Here is a 19,072-nt window from a genome sequence, read left to right as displayed (position 1 = left end):
ACAAAGGTTAATCGATGCGATGACCCAGCATCCGTTTCAATGTGATATCACGGTCGATAAAGTGGTGTTTCAGTGCAGCGAGGCCATGAAGAACGGAGATAATCACCACGCTCCATGCCAGATAAAGATGAATATCGCCGGCCAGATCCGCCTGCTCGCCGTTACCCGCGAGGGTGGCCGGAACGGCGATCAGACCAAATACTTCAATCGGTTTGCCCTCGGCAGTGGAAATCAGATAGCCGGTAAACAGAATGGCGAACAGCAGCAGATAGAGCAGCAGGTGTGCGGCAATGGCGCTGATACGCACCAGCCGCGTATAGCTGCTGAGGGGCCTGGGCGGCGGTGAGGCAAAGCGCCAGATCAGACGCAAAATCATCACCGCAAACAGCACCATGCCGATGCTTTTATGCAGTTCAGGCGCCTGGTGATACCAGTTGTCGTAGTAGCCCAGCGTCACCATCCACAGACCCAGCGCAAACATGCCGTAGACGGCCAGCGCCACCAGCCAGTGCAGGGTGATTGAGAGCCAGCCAAAGCGGGTTGGCGTATTTCTGAATGGCATGATTCAGCTTCCCAAAATTCACAATTAGCAACGAGACTGAACAACTGGAAATTAAAAATCAACTGTTTGTTTACCCCGGGAACAAATTAGCCAATCTTGTTGATTTTATTTGAATGACATGGCGCTGGTGAGTTCAGAATTATCGTAAAACTGTGGTCTTGTTTATCGCCAGACATCAGGTTAATGCGCAGGGATGCGAGTTGATAGCATGCTAATCAGTTATAGCTTATTTCTAAATATTTGAACTAATATTCAATTAGTGTCAGCTGAATGTTATTTAATGTAAATCTGCGTGCTGTTTTCTTACCCGCAACGGGTAAGGACAAAATAGCCAGTATTGGCTAATTATCCAGCGAATGACGCCAGAAATTTGAAAAAATCCCCTATTTTGTATAAATTAAAGAAATGTAAATCAAACTCACTTTATGTATTCAGCATAAAGAATCTGCATATCACCGCTGCGTTATAGCTTTCTTCCCCTTAGCTTACTCAGGTTATCGCCACTGGCGACGAAAGCTATGATGCTGTGAAATTGATCACGTTATCTTTGAGAGAACGATATGAACGATTCATCAGCTAAAGATGGCCAGAAGAAGCATTTCTGGAACAAAAAAGGCAAAAAAGAGCTTACCTATGACGATATCACCATCGTCGACAAGGATATGCTGAAGCGCGCCGTGGGCGCCGCCGCACTGGGTAATGCCATGGAGTGGTTCGATTTCGGCGTCTACAGCTTCCTCGCGGTGACGCTGGGTAAAGTTTTCTTCCCCGGTGGCAGTCCGGCGGCGCAGCTGCTGGCGACCTTTGGCGCCTTTGCTGCCGCCTTCCTGGTGCGACCTCTCGGCGGGCTGGTATTTGGCCCGCTCGGTGACCGTATCGGCCGTCAGAAGGTGCTGGCGATCACCATGATTATGATGTCGATTGGTACCTTCTGTATCGGCATTATTCCTGGCTATGCCACGATCGGCATTATGGCGCCGGTACTGTTGCTGGCGGCGCGTCTGTTGCAGGGCTTCTCGACCGGGGGGGAGTATGGCGGGGCAGCAACCTTTATCGCCGAGTATTCCACCGATAAGCGTCGTGGTTTTATGGGCAGCTGGCTGGAATTCGGTACGCTTGGTGGCTATCTGCTCGGCGCGGGTCTGGTCACCGGACTGACGGCGGCGATGTCGACTGATGATTTACTTAACTGGGGCTGGCGCATTCCGTTCTTTATTGCCGCGCCGCTGGGTCTGTTTGGCCTCTATATCCGACTAAAACTGGAAGAGACGCCCGCATTCCAGAAGCATATGGAAAAACAGGAAGAGCTGGAGCACAGTAAGCCGCAAATGGGCATCTGGCAGATGCTGAAAAAGTATCGCGGGCAGATGCTGAAGTGTATTGGTCTGGTGCTACTGTTTAACGTCTCCAACTATATGATCACCTCCTATATGCCCAGCTATCTGACCGGTATCCTCGGCATGAGCGAGCTGAGCGGCCTGATGCTGATTATGGTAGTGATGTTTGTGATGATGCCGCTGACGCTGTTCTCCGGGCACTGGAATGACCGCCTGGGCCATCGTCCGGTGATTGCTATCGGAGCGATTGGTATTCTGGTGCTGGCGATCCCATGCCTGATGCTGATCGGTACTGGTAATCTGGCGCTGGTGTTCCTCGGACTGCTGATTCTGGGTGTGGTGCATACCTGCTTTAGCGGCACTATGCCTTCCGCGCTGCCTGCGCTGTTTGCCACTGACGTGCGTTACAGCGCGCTGGCGATTGGTTTTAACCTGTCGGTCTCGCTGTTTGGCGGCACCACGCCGCTGATTACCACCTGGCTGGTGGAGCGCTCGCACAATCTGATGATGCCGGCTTACTACCTGATGGGTGCGGCAGTGATTGGCCTGATCACCGTGTTCTTTATGCGTGAAACGGCCAGTAAACCGCTGCATGGTTCTGCTCCGGCGGTCGGCTCGGCTGCTGAAGCGCATAGCCTGATTAACAAACTTAAGCGTCGTCGTCAGAAAGAGAAAGAAGCAGCCGCTGTCGCGAAGTAATAGTCACAGTAATGCCGCCCGCTAAAAGGGCAGGCGGCATTATTAGCGAATAACATAGCGTGAAATATTAAACATTAATTAATAACTGTCTTATTATCTGCGGAAAAACCACCTGCCGTTGCATTATGGTTTAGTCAGGAAAATATTGTCTGCTGAATTATCACCTGCCTGAGGGTTTAAACCACAATCTAATTGTGCCTTAAACCCGCAGAATAGCCGGACGCGAATATTATTTAAAACGCGATAAAGCAAACGGCGTTAAGTCGAATTCAGAACGCTTGCCACAGGCAAACTGTGCGGCAATTTCACCTAATACGCTGGCAAATTTAAATCCGTGACCACTTAATCCGCTGATCACCAGGCGTGTGGGCTGGCCGGGCAGGGTATCAATAATAAAATCTTCATCCGGCGAGTTATCATAGGTGCAGGCGGCGCCATGCAGACAAACGCCCACGCCCGGCAGGAAGCTGCGCATAAAGTTAAACACTTCGCTGCCATCTTCCGCACAGGCGCCAAAAGGCTGGCGCTGTTCGGGACGGTCAATCGGTTGTCCGCCCTGATGTTTTCCTACCTTCAGCGCATTGTTGTCGGCAGGAAAGCCGTAGTACTGCAGGCCATCGCTCATTTGAACGGTAAAAGCCGGAAATTTATTGTTTTCACTGTAACGACCATCGGCCTGATGCCATGAGAACACTTTGCGTACCGGCGTTATTGGCAGATCCGGGCACAGTGCTTTGACCCAGGTTCCGGCGCTGATCAGCATTTTTCGTCCGCGGAAACGACCATCAGCGGTATTAACGATATCGAAATCGCCTTCTTTTTCAATGCTATGAACTGCACAGTTAAACAACTGCGCGCAACCGGCTTTTTCCGCCAGCGCAATCCAGCTGCGTACCGCCACCTCAGACTTCAGATAGCCTGACTGAGGTTCAAATACGCCAAGATAGCCGTCCGGCACGGTAAACAGCGGCCAGCGTTTGCGTACTTCATCCGCCTGTAATACCTGAATATCCAGCGAAAATTCTTTGGCGCTATCGATCACATTATTAATAAATTCAGAAGCGACCGGGGCAAGATTCAGCACGCCACTGCGCTGCATGATGCGTTCGCCACTCAGCTGTTCCAGCTGGTCCCACAATTGTTGCGCGCGCAGCACCAGCGGCACATAGCGCGCCCCTTCACCGTAGGCGTGACGAATTAAGCGGCTTTCACCATGATGGCTGCCCTGCGTATGTGGCGGATGTGCGCCGTCGATCATCAATACTTTAAGACCCGCCTGGGTAGCATAAAAACCTGCGGCGGCACCCACGGAACCACTGCCCACAACGATTAAATCGTAAACCATCTATCCGGCACTCCTTACAGCTGTAATCGATTTCATCAGAATAGCAAAAACCTAGCGGCAATAAAAAGGCACCCGCATTGGGTGCCTCAAAGGATACATAGCATAAATTTAATGCTTTTTGTAATCACGGTCCTGGTATTCAGTTGCTTCTATCTTCGCGATGCCAGCTTCTAAAATGGAAATAAACTGTCTGGCAACATCCGTGGTTAACCAATAGGTTTGTCCCACTTCAGCTTCATCGGCGGGTTGCTCACCCGATGAAAGCGAATGCAGACGCAGCATCATGGCGTCATAGCTGTCTACAGTGCTGATATCCCATCCAACCAGGGGATGTGTTTGGATTACGTCTTTGTTTCTGTCCATTATAACCCCCTTATTACTCGCGAAAACGAAGTGATTTATCGAGGTTCCAATGCGGCTTTTTTTTCATAGAGCGAGTTAATTATAACAGCTTATTTAGTCTTCATGAGGTGAAAAGTGTGCAAATAGTAAAATGGGTGTTAACGGGGAAATATTCAGCAGGCAGGGTTAATTATCTTTATCGGCACAAGAAATAAAAACTCCCGCATTTGCGGGAGATTTTTATCAGGCTGTCGCGTCCGGCTGGGCTTTTACCAGTCCGTTGCGCTTTTCCAGCTCCCCGGCGAGGCGGTCGAAATGATGCTGCATCCCCTCATCATGGTTCTGGTTTTGGGCTTCCAGACGCAAACTATGAATCAACAATTGATTCGATTTTTCGTCCAGACAGAAAGACAGATACGAAAAGGCATTTTCCAGTACCGATAAGCGGCGCTGTTGATCGCTGATCAACGCCAGCAACTCACCAAAGGTCATCGCCTCTTCTGGTTTCTCTGCAGTCATGGGTAACACCTCCTGTAAAGCATGACAGGCGCAAGAATATGCCATCATCAGATAACAGTCTATACCAGCTCAGCGGAGGTGAAGGATAAGTCACCGTATTCTGTGTGCAAAGCAGACGAAATTGCAGGGTTATGCTGACTGCACGGGGAGTTGTGGCATAAATTGCGGTGAGACAGGCGCTAAAGCGAGAGAAAATAAAAAAACCGGATGGCGACACCCGGTAATAAACCCTTCATCCATAAAGTTCGCAGCACGGGCGGCATAAATAACCGCCCTGCAAAAGCAGAGAAGCCATTAATGGCGCCCGTTTAATCGGTGATAAACCAGTCGTCCGCGCTTTCCCATGTCTCCTGCAGAATATCGCTGATGAGATCTTTTTGTTCTTTTCCGCTGCCCAGCACGCTGAGGTTATTGGCGCTGGCATAGCGCACCGATACACGGTTATCCGATTCCGGAAACTGCTTATCGATACGTTTAGTGAGTTCCTGCGTCAGCGCTTCAAGCGCGCCAGCCGGCAGGGTCGTGGTTTTTGCAACAGTGACTTCTACACGCATGAGAGCCTCCGATAAGTGTACTGTATATTTATACAGTTAAGCCGCGTCGGAAGCAACCAGAAAAATGGGAAGTTAATCCTTCCCGGCGTGAAATCAGCGTTCGACCGACCAGTTCAGCGTTTCACCGGCAAGGAAAGGCACCAGCGTATCGTCGCCAAGCGGAATGCTTTCGGTAACGGTATAAGGTTTGCGCACCAGTTTAATTTTGCCTTCATTCAGCGGCAGACCATAGAAACGCGGACCATTTTCCGAGCAGAAAGCTTCCAGATGTTGTAACGCATCCATCTCTTCAAATACGGTGGCGTAGGCTGGCAGCGCGGTTGGCGCATTAAATACACCGGCACAGCCACAGCTGGCTTCTTTACGCTGGCGGCTGTGCGGTGCGGTGTCGGTGCCGAGGAAGAAACGCGGATTGCCGCTGGCGATAACCTGACGCAGCGCATCCTGGTGCACATTACGTTTCAGAATCGGCAGGCAATAGAGATGCGGACGCACACCGCCCACCAGCATATGGTTACGGTTAAACATCAGATGCTGTGGCGTAATGGTCGCGCCAAGGTAGTTATTCGCTTCACTGACATAAGCGGCGGCTTCTTTGGTGGTGATATGCTCAAACACCACTTTCAGCTCGGGGAACTGCTGACGCAGCGGATCCATTACGCTTTCAATAAAGCGCGCTTCCCGGTCAAAAATATCGACATGGGCGTCAGTGACTTCACCGTGGATCAGCAACGGCATGCCGATTTTCTGCATGCGTTCCAGCACGGTAGCGATGGCGGCAATGTTGGTGACGCCATGGCTGGAGTTGGTGGTGGCGTGCGCCGGATAGAGCTTGGCGGCGGTGAATACCCCTTCCGTAAAGCCTTTTTCCACTTCATCAGGGTCCAGCGAGTCGGTCAGATAACAGGTCATCAGCGGCTGGAATTCATGGCCGGCTGGCAGCGCCGCAACAATGCGCTGGCGATAGGCGATGGCGCTGGCAACGCTGGTTACTGGTGGCACCAGGTTCGGCATAACAATTGCGCGACCGCACACCGCGCTGGTGAAGGGCAGCACGGCCTGTAACATATCATCATCACGCAGATGGATATGCCAGTCGTCAGGGCGGCGAATGAGTAATTGCTGGGGTTGTGCAGTCATCAGTTATGCTCCGGCTTGGAAGGGAATTCATCGGGTGGTTTTAGCCGGGTACTAAGGATAGGGATAAAAGCAACCGATTGCACTTGCTTTATGACGCCTGATAAAAAAAAGCCCCCGTTTTCACGAGGGCGGTAGCTTAGTCGGTAAACGGAATCACCAGTTCGCCGGGTTTAACCTCTAAGCCTTTGGCAAATCTCTTCGCCAGCGACTCTGCTTTGCTGCGATCAGCACTCAGCACATAGGCCGGTTTCTGATCAAAATAGCTTTTCAGCGACTGATCCAGATACGGGGTCAGGGTTTTTAACACCGACTGCATTTTTTCCGGCTGCACCTGCGCATCGACAATCTGCAAATCTTTCAGGAAAATCGCCCCCTGCTGCTGGTCAAAGACCGGCTGCGCTTTCATCGTCAGCACCATATCGGCTTTTTGCGGGCCAAACAGTGAGGTGATATCGACTTTTGCGGTGCCGGTGAGAGTGACTTTATTCGGTTCTTCACGGCCAATCTTGCTGCTGAGATCGGTCAGCACGATATGCGCATCCGCCAGGCCGGCGACGCCAATCTGCTTCTCATAATTATTATGTTTTTGCAGGGCTTCATTCACTTCCTGCTCACTGATGCTGTACTGCGTCAATTGATTACATCCGGCAAGCAGGCCGACGAAAATCAGGGCAATCAGCCCAGGAAATACCTTTTTCATTACAGTCCTCTGTTTTTATCTTCACGCAAACTCGCGCCATAGCTTGCCCCAGCCGGGCGGCAGAGTCACCAGGAGTTCACCGAAAGCTGCTAAAAGATGTTCAGAGAGCAGCTGAACCGGGCAGGTTCAGCTGTACAGGCAGGGGATTAGATCGCTACCGAGGAGAGCAGGTTAACCTGCGTTTGTTTCGCCATATTGTCGCGATATTCAGCAACACGCGTCGGATAATCAATGCCGGCAACCAGCGACAGCGAGCGCAACAGCGGGAACAGATGAATATCATCTTCTGACAGCTCGCCGTTGACGGCGTTTGGTTTCACAATCAGTTTATCCAGCTGGCGTAAATCATCACTGACCTTTTTAATCAGCCCGGCTGAATGCTGCTCCAGCTCGTCAAAGCTGCCGATACTGGCCTCTTTTTTATGCTTAAAATAGCTACGCGCTTCCGGGGTGGCGAATTCGGCGAATGGCGCTTTGGCCATCCGCGGTAAAAGCAGCTTGTTGACGTACTCATTAATATGCCGCAGCCATGTAGAGATGGCGGGGTTGGTCTGGCCAGTCAGCAGCGGTTCACGATCTTTTTTATCGATAAAGTACACGATGTCCATGCTTTCCGGCATGCAGCTGCCATCTTCTTTCTGCAGGATTGGCGCCATCTTCTGACCAATCAGTCGCTTCGGCGTCTCCTCATCATCATTGAGCATCACCACCAGTTCGATTGGTAAATTTTTCAGGCCAAAAATCATGCGCGCTTTAACGCAAAATGGGCAGTGTTCATAGATATACAGTTTCATCGGACCTTCTCCTTTACCATCGCTGGCGGCTAATGCCGACAGCAATGTTTTGAATGTCTTAGAGAAGTATGGGTCAGATCAGTCGGGAGGGCAAACCGTTGACTAACTGCCGCTGAGGATCACCGGCGCCACGCTGCGTGGGTTGAACTGCCACCAAAGCGCAATAAGCGTAATGAAACCAATCACCCCGAGCAGCAACCATGGCAGAGCGGGCAGGGCTAAATCCTGACCGATATCAAACATCCAGCCGCCACCGCTGTAACCCAGCGCGCCACCCAGCGCCAGACCTAAACGGCTGAAACCCATATAGCTGCCGCGGGCACGGGCGTTGGCCAGTGAAGCGCTCAGAGTTTCACGCGCCGGTTCGGCAATAATTGAGCCGATATAGAAGGTGCAGATCAGCATAAACACCTGCTGCAGGGTGCTGGCCAGTCCGACCGGAATCAGGCTCAGGGTCATAATCAGCAATCCGGCCATCAGGCGCTGTTCCAGCCGAAAACGTTTTTCACTCCAGCGGGCCAGCGGATAGAGCAGGGTAAGCGACAGTGTCGCCTCAATCGCATACATCCATTTTACCGCCTGCGGCGCGCCGGCAATCTGATTGACCACAATTGGCAGCATCAGCATCACCTGTACCGCCAGCGCATAATAACCGGTCAGCGTCAGCACATAGGTGCAGAAGCGCCGGTCTTTCAGCACCTGCAGCATGCCTTCACGCATCGGCGTACGCACCGTCGAGATACGCCATGCCGGCAGCAGCAGCGCATTAAACAGCGCCGCCAGCACAAATACCGCCGCGCCAACCCAGCAGACCAGACGGAAATCATACGCCAGCAGCCAGCTGCCAATCAGCGCGCCAGTCACTGCACCGGCGCTGTCCTGCATCATCAGCAGCGAGAAAAAGCGCCCGCGCTGTTGCGGACGAATCAGTTTAATCACCAGCGCGGTGCGTGGCGGATCAAACAGCGTGCCACCCAGCCCGGAGAGCAGGCAGGCGATCCACAGCACCCAGGGATCATGGGCCAGCGCCATGCTGGAGAAACCGGCGGCACGCAGCAGCATGCCGGTGACAATCATCGGTTTCGCGCCAAAACGATCGGCGATAGCGCCACCAAAAATGCCGAGTCCCTGCTGCACCAGCTGTCGCAGGCCAAGGGCGATCCCCACCAGCAGCGCGGCCCAGCCCAGCTGGTCGACAAAGTGGATCGAGATCAAAGGAAAGACGACAAAAAAACCCAACACCACCAGCATGTTGTCTAATAAGAGAAAATATTTTCCGAGGCATCGTGCCCGTGCGACCCGAGACATGCGTGTTCCTGCATAAAGAGAGAGAGTAAACCTTCCAGTTGGTCCATTTTCCTCCTAAGTTGCTGGTTTTCACAGCAATTGCGACATGATATTTTTTTATCAACATGGTGCAATAAGTGCGCTTTTATTATTACCGCAGGCAGAAATGTCGCCAGGCGGTAATGTGGGGTTTTACCCTGACAGGATATGACGGTTATAGTAAATGCTGGTTGGCGCGAAATGGCCGCTGGCACCGGTGTTGTAGCCCGGCAAAGCCGTCGCCTGATGTTCAATCAATTTCTTTTATCGGCGATGGAATTCAGGAGAGAAGATGTTTGGCTATCGTTCTGCCGCACCGAAAGTGCGCCTGACAACCGACAGATTAGTGGTGCGTCTTGTCCACGAACGTGACGCCTGGCGGCTGGCTGAGTATTACGCACAAAATCGCGCCTTTTTAAAACCCTGGGAGCCGGTGCGTGACGAAAGTCATTGCTATCCTTCCGGCTGGCAGGCACGTCTGGGTCTGATTGCTGATATGCATAAGCAAGGCAGTGCTTTCTATTTTATTGTGATGGACCCGGAAGAGAACGAAGTGCGTGGCGTGGCCAACTTCAGTAATGTGCTGCGTGGCTCCTTCCATGCCTGCTATCTCGGCTATTCGCTGGGGGAAAAATGGCAGGGGCAGGGCATGATGTTTGAAGCGTTGCAGGCAGCGATTCGCTATATGCAGCGTCAGCAGCGGATGCATCGCATTATGGCTAACTATATGCCGCATAATGCCCGCAGCGGCGGTTTATTACAGCGTCTCGGTTTTGAGAAAGAGGGCTATGCCAAAGATTACCTGTTAATTGATGGTCGCTGGCAGGATCATGTATTAACTGCTTTAACCACCCAGAATTGGACGTCGGATCGCCGCGGACAACAATAACAGAGGTTTGTGATGAAAACTGTGCTGACACCTGTCGAGGCGCGCGTTGTTGGCTGCCTGCTCGAAAAGCAGGTCACTACACCCGACCAGTATCCGATGTCGCTGAATGGCGTAGTCTCCGCCTGTAATCAAAAATCCAACCGTGATCCGGTGATGTCGCTGAGTGAGAGTGCCGTGCAGGAGTCGCTTGATCTGCTGGTGCGCAAACATCAGCTCAGTACCCTGAGCGGTTTTGGCAACCGGGTGGTGAAATATGAGCAGCGCTTCTGTAACTCGGAATTCGGTAACCTGAAACTCAGCAGCGCCGAAGTGGCGCTGGTGACCAGCCTGCTACTGCGCGGTCCGCAAACGCCGGGCGAATTACGCACCCGCAGTGGCCGTATGCATGAGTTTCGCGATATGGCTGAGCTGGAGCAGGCGCTGGAAAATTTGCAACAGCGTGAAGATGGTCCGTTTGTGGTACGGCTGGCACGCGAGCCGGGCAAACGTGAAAGCCGCTATATGCATCTGTTTAGCGGTGAAGTGAATGAGCTGGATTTTGCCGACCTCGCGCCATCAGTCAGCGACAGCAGTGAGCTGGAGGAGCGGGTAACACTGCTGGAGGCGGAAGTTGCCAGCCTGAAACAGCAGCTTGCAGAGCTGTTAGCCGAAAAAGGAGCCTGAGATGACAACGCAATTAAGGGTGGGCGTGGTAGGGTTGGGCGGCATTGCGCAGAAAGCCTGGCTGCCGGTAGTCAGTAAAACCGATGGCTGGAGTCTCGCCGGGGCGTTCTCGCCGAATCAGCAAAAAGCCCGCTTAATTTGCGACAGTTATCGCATGCCCTGTTTTTCCAGCCTGTCACAACTGGCGGCACAGTGTGATGCGGTGTTTGTACACAGCAGCACCGCCACGCACTTTGCGATTGTCGGTGAACTGCTGCGTGCTGGCGTCGATGTGTGTGTCGATAAGCCGCTGGCCGCCACCCTAAGTGAAGCCGAGCAACTGGTTGAGCTGGCGCATAAGCGCGGGCGCAAACTGATGGTGGCGTTTAACCGGCGTTTTGCGCCGCGCTATCTGCAATTGCGGGAAAATATGATGAATCCCGCATCGATCCGTATGGACAAGCACCGCAGCGACAGCGTCGGCCCGCACGATCTACGCTTTACGCTGCTGGACGATTATCTGCATGTGGTCGATACCGCACTGTGGCTGGGCGGTGGTGCAGGCAGTTTGCGTCACGGCAGCTTACAAACCAACGACGCGGGCGAGATGCTGTATGCTGAGCATCATTTCAGCGTCGGCGAGACGCTGGTCACCACCAGTATGCACCGGCGTGCAGGCAGCCAGCGTGAATCAGTGATGGCGGTGTGCGACGGCAGTGTTTATCAGATTAATGATATGCGCGACTGGCAGCAGGAAACCGCGGGTCAGCTGCTGGTGGATCCAATTCCGGGCTGGCAAAGTACGCTGGCGCAGCGCGGATTTGAAGGCGCTGCGCACCATTTTATCGCCTGCGCGCAAAATCAGACTGCGCCGCAAACCTCGGGCGAGCAGGCCCTGCTGGCGCAGCGTGTGGTGGAAAAAATGTGGCGCGACGCAGATAAAGAATAATCTGTTGTAACAAAGCGTTGTGGTTATTTCCCGCCATATCCGTAGACTACCCGCTGTTTATCCGGCGAGAGTGCTCTCGCCCCCAGGGTCACTCAGCGGACTCTCTTATTTTCAGGAAGCGCAGTAAACCATGAATTTGTTGAAATCCCTGGCTGCGGTCAGCTCCATGACCCTGTTCTCGCGCGTGCTGGGCTTTGCCCGCGATGCCATCGTGGCGCGCGTGTTTGGCGCCGGCATGGCGACCGATGCCTTTTTTGTCGCGTTTAAGCTGCCAAACCTGTTGCGCCGTATCTTTGCCGAAGGCGCGTTTTCGCAGGCATTCGTGCCTATCCTGGCCGAATATAAAAGCAAGCAGGGCGAAGACGCCACCCGAGTGTTTGTCGCCTATGTGTCCGGGTTACTGACGCTGGTGCTGGCGATTGTCACCTTTATCGGCATGATCGCCGCGCCCTGGGTGATTATGGTGACCGCGCCGGGCTTTGCCGATACCGCCGATAAGTTTGCGCTGACCTCCTCATTGCTGCGCATCACCTTCCCCTATATTTTGCTGATTTCGGTGGCGTCACTGGCCGGGGCGATTCTCAATACCTGGAACCGCTTTTCAGTACCGGCGTTTGCCCCGACCTTACTGAATGTCAGCATGATCGGGTTTGCGCTGTTTGCCGCACCGCACTTTAATCCACCGGTGCTGGCGCTGGCCTGGGCGGTGGTGGTGGGCGGGGTGTTGCAGCTCGGTTATCAGCTGCCGCACCTGAAGAAAATCGGCATGCTGGTGATGCCGCGCCTCAATCTGAAAGATGCGGGCGTCTGGCGCGTAATGCGTCAGATGGGACCGGCGATCCTCGGGGTTTCCGTCAGCCAGATCTCGCTGATTATCAATACCATTTTTGCCTCGTTCCTGGTTTCCGGTTCGGTCTCCTGGATGTATTATGCCGACCGTCTGATGGAGTTTCCGTCAGGTGTGTTAGGCGTGGCACTGGGGACAATCCTGTTGCCGTCACTGGCGAAGAGTTTCTCCAGCGGCAACCATGATGAGTATTCACGCCTGATGGACTGGGGGCTGCGCCTCTGTTTCTTGCTGGCGCTGCCGAGCGCTGTGGCGCTGGGAATTCTGGCCAAACCGCTAACAGTGGCGCTGTTCCAGTACGGTAAATTCACCGCGTTTGACGCCGCAATGACTCAGCGTGCGCTGGTGGCTTACTCGGTCGGACTGATGGGATTGATTGTGGTGAAGGTACTGGCGCCGGGCTTTTACTCGCGTCAGGATATTAAGACGCCGGTTAAAATCGCCATTGTTTGTCTGATTATGACCCAGCTGATGAACCTGGCGTTTATTGGTCCGCTGAAGCATGCCGGACTGGCGTTGTCGATTGGTCTGGCGGCCTGTCTGAATGCGGCGCTGCTTTACTGGCAGTTACGGAAACAGAAAATCTTCCAGCCACTGCCGGGTTGGTCCAGTTTTCTGCTGCGTCTGTTGATTGCGGTGGTGGTGATGGCGGCGGCGCTGGTGGCAATGAACAGCGTGATGCCGGAGTGGGATGTCGGCAATATGGTCTGGCGCCTGCTGCGTCTGGCTGGCGTGTGTGCGGTTGGCGGCGGCGTCTATTTCCTGATGCTGGCGGTTATGGGCTTTCGTCCGCGTGATTTTGCCCGCCGTACGGTGGGGTAATTTATTGATATTCCTGATAAGGAAGGGCGGCGAGAACGCCGCCCCTACATCAGGTCAGCACAGGCGCGGGGTTTTCGTCGCCCGCACCAATATCAGACTTTGCGGCTGGCGAAACCGCCTGACTTCGTCTGCCCATCCGGGCCATAAAATGGCTGACTGATTTGCGGTTTCAGCACCGACAGTGCCTGCTCGTTATATTCGATTTGCAGGTTGAGCAGCATGCCACTGTGGCGATTGGTGTTGTGCAGCCTGGCGGTCTGTTTCTGAATCATTTCCCAGCGACGCGCCAGATCCGGCTGCGTCGCGTAGGGCGCCTGCAGGCCCAGGCGTTTTTCCGCCTGGTTACGCATACCATCCAGGTAATTGACCGTATTCAGCAACGAGCTTTTATCTTCAGTAATACGCTGGAGTAAATTACTGTTGATCCGACCGGCAGAGAGTTGCTGCTGCTCGGCATCCATGACTTCCGTCAGTGACGAAAGCACTTCCTGCATTTTATCCAGCGCGGTCAGTAAGCTATTCATTGCGATTAATTACCCTGTAAGTAGTCTTTAGTTTCCTGAATCAGCGCATCGGCAATTTTGCCGCTGTCCATTTTCAGTTCGCCATTACGGATGGCGGTTTTCAGTTGCTCAACACGAGCGGTATTAATGTCCTGGCTGCCCGGCTGCATCAGCTGCGACTGCGCGCTGCTCAGTTTTACCTGAGTGGCAGTGGTGCTGGCGGCGGCGGTGGCGGCAGTTTCACTCTGGCGCACTTTGCTGCCGGAGGTGTCATTGTTTTCACGTTGCTGTACAGTGGCAACGGGCTTTGTAGCCTGGGTTCTGTCGATACTCATAATCTGGCTCCTGCAAGTTCGAGCGATGAATGATCAAATAGTAATTTATTGCTTAATTCAACTATCGGCAGAAAAGCGGGCAGCTTTAGTGCTTTATAGCGATATAAGAATATTCCCATCCGCATCCACTTTGCCGCTGACTATCTGGCCGTTGCCCATTCTTACTCTGACCGCCTGCGCGGCGGTGGCGTTATTCATTGCACGCCCTTCGCCGCTGGCGTTAAAGCCATCGCCTTGCGCAATCACCATCACGTTCTGACCGGCTTTTACGCGCCAGGGCTGACGCACCATTGACAGGGTGATCGGCTGGCCCGGCAGAATATCACGAATAGTGATGGCGTCTGTTGCTTCCTGCGTATCGACGACCGCACGTGAAGGCAGCGTATCAAGGCGCCCACGTTTCATCGTCAGATCCGCGGCGCTGACCGCACTGCCACGTGTTATCTGGCGTGCCGCCACCACATAATCGCCAGTGACCTGCACCTGCACCTGCAAATAGCGGCGCTCCTGGCCGCAGTTGGCCGCCACGCTGATATTGCCCCACTGACGGCTATTGCCTGGCAGCGAGAACTGTGGCGTCTCACACTGCGGCCATTGCGCTGTCGGTGTGCGGAGCACTACCTGCATGCCTTTCGCATGGGCGGCATCACGCGCCTGAAAAAATTGCGTTAACTGAGCGGTAAGATCAGCGGCCTGGAGTTGCAGGCTGAATAAGCCGAACAGACCCGCCAGTAAAGGCATTAACCCACGCATTGTTATCTCCCCCTGTAGCATTATGGCGGTGATTTTACGCGCGAACGCCATAAGTCAATGCGGAAAATAGCGCCGATTTTTAGCGCTATTCATTCGATAGTTCTTCCCCCCTCCCGCTTATCCTGTCCGCTCGAAATTCTCACTTTGCGGAGGAAGCATGCTCGACAAACTGGACGCAGCACTAAGTTTTGGCACTGAAGCGCTTAACCTGAGGGCTCAGCGTCAGGAGATCCTGGCGTCCAATATCGCCAACGCCGACACGCCCGGTTACCAGGCGCGTGATATCGATTTTTCCAGCGAACTTAAACGTGCGGTGGAGCAGGGTCGTGCGCAGGGGTCAGGGCTGTCGCTGGCGATAACGTCGGCACGCCATATTCCGGTATCCAATGCGTCGGCGCCGGATCTCGATCTGCTGTATCGCGTTCCTGACCAGCCAGCGATGGATGGCAACACAGTAGATATGGATCGCGAACGTACGCAGTTTGCGGATAACAGCCTGAAATACCAAACGGATCTGACGCTTATCAGCAGTCAGATCAAAGGCATGATGAGCGTCCTCCAGGGGCAATAAGTTATGGCACTTTTAAATATTTTTGATATCGCCGGTTCGGCGATGACTGCACAGTCACAGCGAATGAACGTCAGCGCCAGTAACCTGGCCAACGCCGATAGCGTCACCGGGCCGGATGGTCAGCCTTATGTCGCTAAGCAGGTGGTGTTTCAGGTCAATGCCGCACCGGGTGCGGCGACAGGTGGCGTGAAAGTCGCGCAAGTGGTTGACGATCCGACGCCCGCCAAACTGGTTTACGAACCAGGTAATCCGATGGCCGATGAGAAGGGTTACGTCAAGATGCCTAACGTCGATGTGGTCAGCGAAACGGTCAATACCATGTCCGCATCGCGCAGCTACCAGGCCAACGTTGAGGTTCTCAACACCGTGAAATCAATGATGATGAAAACTCTGACCATGGGTCAATAACGGAGAAAAATAATGAGCGTATCGGTTAACGTCAACGAATCAACAGCACTTGCCAGCACCAGCACGAGCTCTACCAGCTCCAGCGCAAGTGATTTACAGAGTAACTTTCTGACGCTGTTGGTCACGCAGTTGAAAAACCAGGACCCGACTAACCCGATGGAAAACAGCGAGCTGACCACTCAGCTGGCGCAGATCAATACCGTGAGCGGTATTGAGAAGCTCAACACCACGCTGTCCTCGATTTCTGGCCAGATTAACAGCAATCAGGCATTACAGGCCTCCTCGCTGATTGGTCAGGGCGTGATGGTTGACGGCTCGCAGATTCTGGCCGGCAGCGGCGTGACCACGCCGTTTGGCGTTGAACTGGAAAGCGCCTCAACCGCGACCACCGTCACCATCAAAGATTCGACTGGCGCAGTGGTTCGCACCATCGATCTGGGGGCAGTGACCGCCGGTGTCCATAGCTATACATGGGATGGCACGCTGGAAGATGGCTCGACCGCGCCAGACGGCAAATACTCCTTCACCATTGCCGCCAGCAGCGGTAGCACTCAGCTGGTGGCGCAGCCACTGAATTACGGGCTGGTCAATGGTGTGACCACGAACACGGATAGCGCCGTGCTGGATCTCGGAACCCTGGGAACCGCCACGCTTTCTGACGTTCGTCAGATTCTCTAACACAGGCTTAGATTATGGATCACGCGATATATACCGCCATGGGCGCTGCCACGCAGACGCTCAATCAGCAGGCAGTGACCGCCAGTAACCTGGCTAACGCCTCAACGCCGGGTTTCCGTGCGCAGCTGAATGCATTACGCGCGGTGCCGGTTGAAGGACTGTCGTTGCCAACACGTACGCTGGTCACTGCTTCCACGCCGGGCGCTGATATGTCTCAGGGCGCAATGGACTATACCGCGCGTCCGCTGGACGTGGCGTTACAGCAGGATGGCTGGCTGGCGGTGCAGACTGCCGATGGCAGCGAAGCCTATACCCGCAACGGTAACATCCAGATCAGTGCGACCGGACAGCTCACCGTTCAGGGCAACCCGGTGATGGGCGACGGCGGGCCGATTGCGGTGCCGCAAGGTTCGGAGCTGACCATTGCTGCTGACGGTTCAATTACCGCGCTGAATCCGGGCGAGTCCGCTAATGCCACCGTGCAGCTGGGTCGTTTAAAACTGGTTAAGGCTGAAGGCACGGAAGTGACCCGCGGTGATGACGGTATGTTTCGTCTGACCGCCAGTGCTCAGCAACAACGTGGCGCGGTACTGCAAGCCGATCCCACCATCAAGCTGATGCCTGGGGTGCTGGAGGGCAGTAACGTCAAACCGGTGGCCACTATGGTCGATATGATCGCTAACGCGCGACGTTTTGAGATGCAGATGAAGGTGATCTCGGCTGTTGATGAAAATGAACAACGCGCGAACCAGATCCTTAACATGTCCAGTTAAGGACACAGGAAAATAATATGATTCGTTCTTTATATATAGCTAAAACCGGTCTTGACGCTCAGCAAACCAATATGGATGTTATCGCCAACAACCTGGCGAACGTCAGCACCAACGGCTTCAAACGCCAGCGTGCGGTGTTTGAAGATCTGATGTACCAGACGCTGCGTCAGCCTGGTGCGCAGTCATCTGAACAGACCACTTTACCGACTGGCTTACAGATCGGTACCGGTGTGCGTCCGGTGGCCACTGAGCGTTTGCACAGCCAGGGTAACCTGTCGCAGACCAACTCGTCGAAAGACGTGGCGATCAACGGCCAGGGTTTCTTCCAGGTGCAGATGCCAGACGGCACCGTGGCTTACACCCGTGACGGTTCATTCCAGACCGACCAGAACGGTCAGCTGGTGACCAACGCCGGTTTCCCGGTGCAGCCTGCGATTACCATTCCGGCTAACTCCCTGAGCATGACCGTGGCGCGTGACGGTACCGTCAGCGTCACGCAGCAGGGACAAACCACTCCGGTGCAGGTAGGACAGTTAACGCTGAGCACCTTTATTAACGATGCGGGCCTCGAAAGCATGGGTGAAAACCTGTATCAGGAAACGCAGTCATCCGGTGCGCCAACCGACAGTACGCCGGGGCTGAACGGCGCTGGCCTGCTGTATCAGGGTTATGTGGAAGCCTCTAACGTCAACGTGGCGGAAGAGCTGGTCAGCATGATTCAGACTCAGCGAGCTTATGAAATCAACAGTAAAGCGGTCAGCACCTCTGACGAGATGCTGCAGAAGCTGTCGCAGCTTTAAGCCGCTGATTTAGCAGTAAGGGCGGGGCTATTCTCGCCCTCATAACAGACTTTTTAGAAGGTAGTGAATCCGTGGCGAAGCAATTACAACTCAAGCCTGGACGTTGGTTAGTGGCAGGTTTGCTACTGACCCTTAACGGTTGTGCCTTAGTTCCGCGTACCCCTTTAGTGGAAGGCTCGACAACGGCTCAGCCGCTGCCAGCTTCGCCGCCGGTGGTTAACGGATCGATCTTTCAGGGCGTGATGCCGATGAACTACGGCTATCAGCCGCTGTTCGAGGATCGTCGTCCACGTAATATCGGCGATACGCTGACGATTACGCTGCAGGAAAACGTCAGCGCCAGTAAGAGCTCTTCAGCTAACGCCAGCCGCGATGGCAGCACCAGCGTCGGTCTGACCTCAGTGCCAAGCGCACTGAATGGCCTGCTGGGTGGCGATAAAACCTCGGTTGCCGGCGAAGGCAAAAATGATTTCACCGGTAAAGGCGGCGCATCCGCTAATAACACCTTTACCGGCACAATTACCGTTACCGTTAATCAGCTGTTGCCGAATGGCAACCTGAAAGTGGTGGGTGAGAAGCAGATCGCCATTAATCAGGGCACAGAATTTATTCGTTTCTCCGGTGTGGTTAACCCGCGCACCATCAGCGGTAGCAACGCGGTTGTCTCCAGTCAGGTGGCAGACGCGCGCATTGAGTACGTCGGCAACGGTTATATCAACGAAGCACAGAACATGGGCTGGCTGCAGCGTTTCTTCCTGAACGTTGCACCGCTGTAAGAGGTAAC

Annotated in this window: 23 protein-coding genes; 11 read left to right on the top strand and 12 right to left on the bottom strand. The window is 54.0% G+C overall.

Going from position 1 to position 19,072, the window contains the following annotated elements:
• Nucleotides 1-7 precede the first annotated feature (7 nt).
• On the bottom strand, nucleotides 8-562 hold the full coding sequence (locus tag N5923_RS22220; protein WP_267144617.1) for a cytochrome b: 555 nt from the start codon (nucleotides 560-562) through the stop codon (nucleotides 8-10).
• Nucleotides 563-1,122: 560 nt separating this feature from the next.
• Between N5923_RS22220 and proP the strand changes: the two genes are divergently transcribed.
• Nucleotides 1,123-2,598, top strand: a complete 1,476-nt coding sequence (proP, locus tag N5923_RS22215; RefSeq protein WP_267144618.1) for a glycine betaine/L-proline transporter ProP — start codon at nucleotides 1,123-1,125, stop codon at nucleotides 2,596-2,598.
• A gap of 229 nt (nucleotides 2,599-2,827) precedes the next feature.
• Here the strand turns inward: proP and solA are convergent, their stop codons facing one another.
• From solA to mdtH, 8 genes are all read right to left on the bottom strand, one after another.
• Nucleotides 2,828-3,943, bottom strand: a complete 1,116-nt coding sequence (gene solA / locus N5923_RS22210; protein ID WP_267144619.1) for an N-methyl-L-tryptophan oxidase — start codon at nucleotides 3,941-3,943, stop codon at nucleotides 2,828-2,830.
• Nucleotides 3,944-4,051: 108 nt separating this feature from the next.
• Nucleotides 4,052-4,306 (bottom strand): biofilm formation regulator BssS, encoded by a 255-nt coding sequence (bssS, locus tag N5923_RS22205; protein WP_017801844.1) that lies wholly within the window; start codon nucleotides 4,304-4,306, stop codon nucleotides 4,052-4,054.
• Nucleotides 4,307-4,528: 222 nt separating this feature from the next.
• Nucleotides 4,529-4,804: a hypothetical protein gene (locus tag N5923_RS22200; RefSeq protein WP_267144620.1), complete on the bottom strand. Its 276-nt coding sequence runs from the start codon at nucleotides 4,802-4,804 to the stop codon at nucleotides 4,529-4,531.
• A gap of 308 nt (nucleotides 4,805-5,112) precedes the next feature.
• The gene (gene dinI / locus N5923_RS22195; protein ID WP_017801846.1) at nucleotides 5,113-5,358 is read right to left on the bottom strand and encodes a DNA damage-inducible protein I; all 246 of its coding nucleotides are present in this window, start codon (nucleotides 5,356-5,358) and stop codon (nucleotides 5,113-5,115) included.
• A 93-nt stretch (nucleotides 5,359-5,451) separates the two neighbouring features.
• Nucleotides 5,452-6,498 carry a dihydroorotase gene (gene pyrC / locus N5923_RS22190; RefSeq protein ID WP_267144621.1) on the bottom strand — a complete coding sequence of 349 codons (1,047 nt, stop codon included), beginning with the start codon at nucleotides 6,496-6,498 and terminating at the stop codon, nucleotides 5,452-5,454.
• A 136-nt stretch (nucleotides 6,499-6,634) separates the two neighbouring features.
• Nucleotides 6,635-7,198, bottom strand: a complete 564-nt coding sequence (locus N5923_RS22185) for a lipoprotein (protein WP_267144622.1) — start codon at nucleotides 7,196-7,198, stop codon at nucleotides 6,635-6,637.
• Between the two features lie 146 nt (nucleotides 7,199-7,344).
• The gene (gene grxB, locus N5923_RS22180; RefSeq protein ID WP_267144623.1) at nucleotides 7,345-7,992 is read right to left on the bottom strand and encodes a glutaredoxin 2; all 648 of its coding nucleotides are present in this window, start codon (nucleotides 7,990-7,992) and stop codon (nucleotides 7,345-7,347) included.
• Between the two features lie 102 nt (nucleotides 7,993-8,094).
• The gene (gene mdtH, locus N5923_RS22175) at nucleotides 8,095-9,300 is read right to left on the bottom strand and encodes a multidrug efflux MFS transporter MdtH (protein WP_267144624.1); all 1,206 of its coding nucleotides are present in this window, start codon (nucleotides 9,298-9,300) and stop codon (nucleotides 8,095-8,097) included.
• 310 nt (nucleotides 9,301-9,610) lie between these two features.
• Here mdtH and rimJ point away from each other — a divergent pair, with 310 nt between their 5' ends.
• The 4 genes from rimJ (at nucleotide 9,611) to murJ (ending at nucleotide 13,467) form a co-directional block, all read left to right on the top strand.
• On the top strand, nucleotides 9,611-10,207 hold the full coding sequence (rimJ, locus tag N5923_RS22170) for a ribosomal protein S5-alanine N-acetyltransferase (protein WP_267144625.1): 597 nt from the start codon (nucleotides 9,611-9,613) through the stop codon (nucleotides 10,205-10,207).
• Nucleotides 10,208-10,219: 12 nt separating this feature from the next.
• The gene (locus N5923_RS22165; RefSeq protein ID WP_267144626.1) at nucleotides 10,220-10,870 is read left to right on the top strand and encodes a DUF480 domain-containing protein; all 651 of its coding nucleotides are present in this window, start codon (nucleotides 10,220-10,222) and stop codon (nucleotides 10,868-10,870) included.
• A 1-nt stretch (nucleotide 10,871) separates the two neighbouring features.
• A complete protein-coding gene (locus N5923_RS22160; RefSeq protein WP_267144627.1) occupies nucleotides 10,872-11,798 on the top strand; it encodes a Gfo/Idh/MocA family protein in 927 nt (308 codons plus the stop codon).
• Nucleotides 11,799-11,928: 130 nt separating this feature from the next.
• Nucleotides 11,929-13,467 (top strand): murein biosynthesis integral membrane protein MurJ, encoded by a 1,539-nt coding sequence (murJ, locus tag N5923_RS22155; protein ID WP_267144628.1) that lies wholly within the window; start codon nucleotides 11,929-11,931, stop codon nucleotides 13,465-13,467.
• A gap of 92 nt (nucleotides 13,468-13,559) precedes the next feature.
• Here murJ and N5923_RS22150 read toward each other — a convergent pair whose 3' ends face one another.
• The 3 genes from N5923_RS22150 to flgA form a co-directional block, all read right to left on the bottom strand.
• Nucleotides 13,560-13,991 carry a flagella synthesis protein FlgN gene (locus tag N5923_RS22150; protein WP_267144629.1) on the bottom strand — a complete coding sequence of 144 codons (432 nt, stop codon included), beginning with the start codon at nucleotides 13,989-13,991 and terminating at the stop codon, nucleotides 13,560-13,562.
• A gap of 5 nt (nucleotides 13,992-13,996) precedes the next feature.
• The gene (flgM, locus tag N5923_RS22145) at nucleotides 13,997-14,305 is read right to left on the bottom strand and encodes a flagellar biosynthesis anti-sigma factor FlgM (protein WP_267144630.1); all 309 of its coding nucleotides are present in this window, start codon (nucleotides 14,303-14,305) and stop codon (nucleotides 13,997-13,999) included.
• Between the two features lie 93 nt (nucleotides 14,306-14,398).
• A complete protein-coding gene (flgA, locus tag N5923_RS22140) occupies nucleotides 14,399-15,058 on the bottom strand; it encodes a flagellar basal body P-ring formation chaperone FlgA (protein WP_267144631.1) in 660 nt (219 codons plus the stop codon).
• Between the two features lie 157 nt (nucleotides 15,059-15,215).
• Between flgA and flgB the strand changes: the two genes are divergently transcribed.
• The 6 genes from flgB to N5923_RS22110 all read left to right on the top strand — a co-directional run bounded on the left by flgB (nucleotide 15,216) and on the right by N5923_RS22110 (nucleotide 19,064).
• Nucleotides 15,216-15,629, top strand: a complete 414-nt coding sequence (gene flgB, locus N5923_RS22135) for a flagellar basal body rod protein FlgB (RefSeq protein WP_267144632.1) — start codon at nucleotides 15,216-15,218, stop codon at nucleotides 15,627-15,629.
• A 3-nt stretch (nucleotides 15,630-15,632) separates the two neighbouring features.
• Nucleotides 15,633-16,037, top strand: coding sequence for a flagellar basal body rod protein FlgC (gene flgC / locus N5923_RS22130; protein ID WP_267144633.1), 405 nt, complete (start codon nucleotides 15,633-15,635; stop codon nucleotides 16,035-16,037).
• 12 nt (nucleotides 16,038-16,049) lie between these two features.
• Nucleotides 16,050-16,715: a flagellar hook assembly protein FlgD gene (gene flgD, locus N5923_RS22125; protein WP_267144634.1), complete on the top strand. Its 666-nt coding sequence runs from the start codon at nucleotides 16,050-16,052 to the stop codon at nucleotides 16,713-16,715.
• 14 nt (nucleotides 16,716-16,729) lie between these two features.
• Nucleotides 16,730-17,488, top strand: a complete 759-nt coding sequence (locus tag N5923_RS22120) for a flagellar basal body rod protein FlgF (RefSeq protein ID WP_267145268.1) — start codon at nucleotides 16,730-16,732, stop codon at nucleotides 17,486-17,488.
• 17 nt (nucleotides 17,489-17,505) lie between these two features.
• A complete protein-coding gene (gene flgG / locus N5923_RS22115) occupies nucleotides 17,506-18,288 on the top strand; it encodes a flagellar basal-body rod protein FlgG (RefSeq protein ID WP_267144636.1) in 783 nt (260 codons plus the stop codon).
• Nucleotides 18,289-18,359: 71 nt separating this feature from the next.
• A complete protein-coding gene (locus N5923_RS22110) occupies nucleotides 18,360-19,064 on the top strand; it encodes a flagellar basal body L-ring protein FlgH (RefSeq protein WP_267144637.1) in 705 nt (234 codons plus the stop codon).
• Nucleotides 19,065-19,072 lie beyond the last annotated feature (8 nt).

The organism is Winslowiella arboricola, assembly GCF_025527015.1.
GTDB classification, from domain to species: domain Bacteria; phylum Pseudomonadota; class Gammaproteobacteria; order Enterobacterales; family Enterobacteriaceae; genus Erwinia; species Erwinia arboricola.
This window is presented reverse-complemented; position numbering and strand designations above follow the sequence as displayed.

Bases quoted from the DNA above. Each gene is read 5' to 3' on its own strand.
- N5923_RS22220 (WP_267144617.1), bottom strand. From the start codon at position 562: ATGCCATTCAGAAATACGCCAACCCGCTTTGGCTGGCTCTCAATCACC.
- proP (WP_267144618.1), top strand. From the start codon at position 1,123: ATGAACGATTCATCAGCTAAAGATGGCCAGAAGAAGCATTTCTGGAAC.
- solA (WP_267144619.1), bottom strand. From the start codon at position 3,943: ATGGTTTACGATTTAATCGTTGTGGGCAGTGGTTCCGTGGGTGCCGCC.
- bssS (WP_017801844.1), bottom strand. From the start codon at position 4,306: ATGGACAGAAACAAAGACGTAATCCAAACACATCCCCTGGTTGGATGG.
- N5923_RS22200 (WP_267144620.1), bottom strand. From the start codon at position 4,804: ATGACTGCAGAGAAACCAGAAGAGGCGATGACCTTTGGTGAGTTGCTG.
- dinI (WP_017801846.1), bottom strand. From the start codon at position 5,358: ATGCGTGTAGAAGTCACTGTTGCAAAAACCACGACCCTGCCGGCTGGC.
- pyrC (WP_267144621.1), bottom strand. From the start codon at position 6,498: ATGACTGCACAACCCCAGCAATTACTCATTCGCCGCCCTGACGACTGG.
- N5923_RS22185 (WP_267144622.1), bottom strand. From the start codon at position 7,198: ATGAAAAAGGTATTTCCTGGGCTGATTGCCCTGATTTTCGTCGGCCTG.
- grxB (WP_267144623.1), bottom strand. From the start codon at position 7,992: ATGAAACTGTATATCTATGAACACTGCCCATTTTGCGTTAAAGCGCGC.
- mdtH (WP_267144624.1), bottom strand. From the start codon at position 9,300: ATGTCTCGGGTCGCACGGGCACGATGCCTCGGAAAATATTTTCTCTTA.
- rimJ (WP_267144625.1), top strand. From the start codon at position 9,611: ATGTTTGGCTATCGTTCTGCCGCACCGAAAGTGCGCCTGACAACCGAC.
- N5923_RS22165 (WP_267144626.1), top strand. From the start codon at position 10,220: ATGAAAACTGTGCTGACACCTGTCGAGGCGCGCGTTGTTGGCTGCCTG.
- N5923_RS22160 (WP_267144627.1), top strand. From the start codon at position 10,872: ATGACAACGCAATTAAGGGTGGGCGTGGTAGGGTTGGGCGGCATTGCG.
- murJ (WP_267144628.1), top strand. From the start codon at position 11,929: ATGAATTTGTTGAAATCCCTGGCTGCGGTCAGCTCCATGACCCTGTTC.
- N5923_RS22150 (WP_267144629.1), bottom strand. From the start codon at position 13,991: ATGAATAGCTTACTGACCGCGCTGGATAAAATGCAGGAAGTGCTTTCG.
- flgM (WP_267144630.1), bottom strand. From the start codon at position 14,305: ATGAGTATCGACAGAACCCAGGCTACAAAGCCCGTTGCCACTGTACAG.
- flgA (WP_267144631.1), bottom strand. From the start codon at position 15,058: ATGCGTGGGTTAATGCCTTTACTGGCGGGTCTGTTCGGCTTATTCAGC.
- flgB (WP_267144632.1), top strand. From the start codon at position 15,216: ATGCTCGACAAACTGGACGCAGCACTAAGTTTTGGCACTGAAGCGCTT.
- flgC (WP_267144633.1), top strand. From the start codon at position 15,633: ATGGCACTTTTAAATATTTTTGATATCGCCGGTTCGGCGATGACTGCA.
- flgD (WP_267144634.1), top strand. From the start codon at position 16,050: ATGAGCGTATCGGTTAACGTCAACGAATCAACAGCACTTGCCAGCACC.
- N5923_RS22120 (WP_267145268.1), top strand. From the start codon at position 16,730: ATGGATCACGCGATATATACCGCCATGGGCGCTGCCACGCAGACGCTC.
- flgG (WP_267144636.1), top strand. From the start codon at position 17,506: ATGATTCGTTCTTTATATATAGCTAAAACCGGTCTTGACGCTCAGCAA.